This is a genomic window from Caballeronia sp. (assembly GCF_028292365.1).
Lineage (GTDB): Bacteria > Pseudomonadota > Gammaproteobacteria > Burkholderiales > Burkholderiaceae > Caballeronia.
Genome location: NZ_JAQGMM010000116.1, coordinates 1 through 2,849 on the forward strand (window position 1 = coordinate 1; position 2,849 = coordinate 2,849).

The 2,849-nt window shown below is 59.9% G+C and carries 3 protein-coding genes; all 3 read right to left on the reverse strand.

The features are described 5' to 3' along the window. Nucleotides 1-178 precede the first annotated feature (178 nt). The gene (locus JWR14_RS07265; protein ID WP_299703740.1) at nucleotides 179-634 is read right to left on the reverse strand and encodes a low molecular weight protein-tyrosine-phosphatase; all 456 of its coding nucleotides are present in this window, start codon (nucleotides 632-634) and stop codon (nucleotides 179-181) included. A gap of 123 nt (nucleotides 635-757) precedes the next feature. Next, nucleotides 758-2,149: a UDP-glucose/GDP-mannose dehydrogenase family protein gene (locus JWR14_RS07270; RefSeq protein WP_299703743.1), complete on the reverse strand. Its 1,392-nt coding sequence runs from the start codon at nucleotides 2,147-2,149 to the stop codon at nucleotides 758-760. 55 nt (nucleotides 2,150-2,204) lie between these two features. Then, nucleotides 2,205-2,849: exopolysaccharide biosynthesis polyprenyl glycosylphosphotransferase (locus JWR14_RS07275; protein ID WP_299703745.1), on the reverse strand; the 645-nt coding region annotated here is incomplete at its 5' end.

Below are 2,849 nucleotides of genomic sequence, written 5' to 3' on the forward strand. Positions count from 1 at the left end.
CGGTTTTGCTGCATGATCACGTCCGCCGTGATCAGGTGCACGGGATAGGTCGCGGTCGGCGTGGGGTCCGTATCGTTCAGGCGCGACGTGTTCAGGTTGTAACCCGGCAAGGCGCCACAAGCCGACAAAAAGGTCGCCAGCGAAAAGACCACGGAAACAGATAAGACTAGAGACCGGTTCACCATATTTTATTCAGCCATCCCTGGACCAGACGTTCAATTAAGCCGAAGCTCTCGCGATAGGCAACTTCGTGGCCGCCGTATGGATCGGCCACTTCAGAGTCTTCCCACTTGCCAAGCAGATGCACCTTGCCGCGTGTGTGCGGGGCCAACTGTTCAATGGCGGCAATCTGCTGCCTTTCAGGTACGAGAATCAACTCGGCTGCACGCGCCATGGACTCGTCGAGCCGGCGCGCTGAGTGTCCCGATGGATCGACATCGCGCTCCGCCAGCAAGCGGGACATCGTTGGATCGATGTCGCGGCCTTCTTCGGCGAAGAGGCCGGCGGAGCGAAATTCGATCGGGCGTCTTGGGTCGTTCACCGCGAGCTTGCCGGCGTATGCGCGGAACAGCATTTCCGCGGCAGGGCTTCGGCAGACGTTCGCATGGCAGACAATCAAGACGCGTCGAAACATGGGTTGTATCCGTTAAAGCGGCGCAGTCGCGGCATCGGGTCCTTCAACCGAAGCCGCGCTCGCAGCGCCTGGGTGTGTCGATATTGTTTTAGTAACCAGCGGGGTCTTGCCTTGCCAGCCTGTTCAGGCCGTGACCGGCGCCTTCACCGATTGCCGTACGCCACGTCCGATCGCGTGATACTCCACACCAATCTCGTTCATGGTTTCCGGCTCATAAAGATTGCGGCCGTCGAAAATCAGCGGAGTCTTCAGGCGGCGTTTCATGCCGTCGAAGTCCGGGCTCTTGAACACCTTCCATTCCGTCACGATGATCAATGCGTCGGCGTTATCAAGGGCTTCCGTGTGATCGTTCGCATACGTGAGGCGAGCGAGCAAAGCAGGCGTGTCGCGCAGATCCAGCGCGATCACGCGGCGTGCTTCGTCGGTTGCGACCGGATCATAGGCGCTGATCGACGCGCCCCGCGCAAGCAGCGCCGCGATCAATACCCGGCTCGGGGCATCGCGCATGTCGTCGGTATTCGGCTTGAAAGCAAGGCCCCAAAGCGCGAACTTCTTGCCGCTCAGATCATCGCCCAGGCGGGCCACGATCTTGTTGGCGAGCGTTTGTTTCTGCGCCTCGTTCACCGACGTCACCGCCTTCAGGATTTCCATCTGCTCGTCGTACTCGCCGGCCGTCTGGATCAACGAACGCACGTCTTTCGGAAAGCATGAACCGCCGTAACCGCAACCCGCATACAGGAAGTCGTAGCCAATGCGCGGATCAGAGCCAATACCACGACGCACCGCCTCAATATCCGCGCCCACGCGATCCGCGAAATTTGCGAGTTCGTTCATGAACGAGATACGCGTGGCGAGCATGGCGTTGGCCGCGTACTTGGTGAATTCGGCCGAGCGCACGTCCATGTAAAGCGTGCGTTCGTGATTGCGGTTGAACGGCGAATACAGGCGCTTCATGCGTTCGCGGGCGCGTTCGCCGGGTACGTCGTCGTCGCAGCCCAGCACGATCCGGTCGGGCCGCGTGAAGTCATCGATAGCCGCGCCTTCCTTCAGGAACTCCGGGTTCGAGACAACCGAGAACATGTGCTGCTCACCACGCGTAGCGAGTTCCTGATCGATCACCGCTTTCACGCGACGCGCCGTGCCGACCGGCACCGTCGACTTGTCGACGATGACCTTGAAGTTGTTCATGTAACGGCCGATATCGCGCGCCGCCGCAAGCACATACTGCAGGTCCGCGGAACCGTCCTCGTCGGAGGGTGTGCCCACCGCAATGAACAGCACTTCGCCGTGTTCGACCGCAGCCTGGACATCGGTGGAAAAATGGAGGCGTCCTGCCGCGCGATTGCGCGCGATCACCTCTTGCAGACCCGGCTCGTGGATCGGCACACCGCCGCCGTTCAGGATCGCGATCTTGCGTTCGTCGAGATCGAGGCACAGCACGTCGTTACCGATATCGGCCAGACACGCGCCCGTCACGAGGCCTACATAGCCGCTACCGATGATGGTCAGTTTCATAGCACGCGCTCCAGGGTTGGCAAATTATTCAAAGCATTCTTAGTAAGCATGATTCTTAGTAAGCGTTGGAGCCGGCGAAACCCTTCCACAAGGTCATTGCAACAATCTTCATGTCGAGTCCGAAGGTCCAGTGCTGCATGTAGTACAGGTCGAGTTTCACGCGCCCCATCATCTTTTCGATGCGGTCGGTCTCGCCGCGAAAACCATTCACTTGCGCCCAGCCGGTGATGCCGGGTTTGATGCGATACCGGTACATGTACCCCTTTACGAGGTCCTTGTAGATGTCGTCGTGTTCAAGCGCATGGGGGCGCGGACCGACCACCGACATCTCGCCTCTCAACACATTGATGAACTGCGGCAACTCGTCCAGGCTGGTCCTGCGCAGGAACGCACCCACGCGTGTCACGCGCTTGTCGCCCTTCTTCGCCTGCGTGACGTGGCCGGCCGTTTCCTTGTGCACTTTCATCGAACGAAACTTGTAGATCTCGAACTCGTAACCATCGATACCCTTGCGCTTCTGCTTGAAGAACACGGGGCCAGGCGAGGACATCTTCACTGCAACCGCCAGCGCGATCAGCAGCGGCGCGAGGCACAGCAGCACGCCTGCAGCGAATAAGCGGTCGAACACCCGCTTCGGCAGCACCTTGAGGTCCGTGATCGGCGACGCAGCCAGGTTGATCGCCGGCACACCAAGCAGATC

Excerpts from the sequence above, each read along its gene's own strand:
- JWR14_RS07270 (WP_299703743.1), bottom strand. The coding sequence starts at position 2,149 with ATGAAACTGACCATCATCGGTAGCGGCTATGTAGGCCTCGTGACGGGC.
- JWR14_RS07265 (WP_299703740.1), bottom strand. The coding sequence starts at position 634 with ATGTTTCGACGCGTCTTGATTGTCTGCCATGCGAACGTCTGCCGAAGC.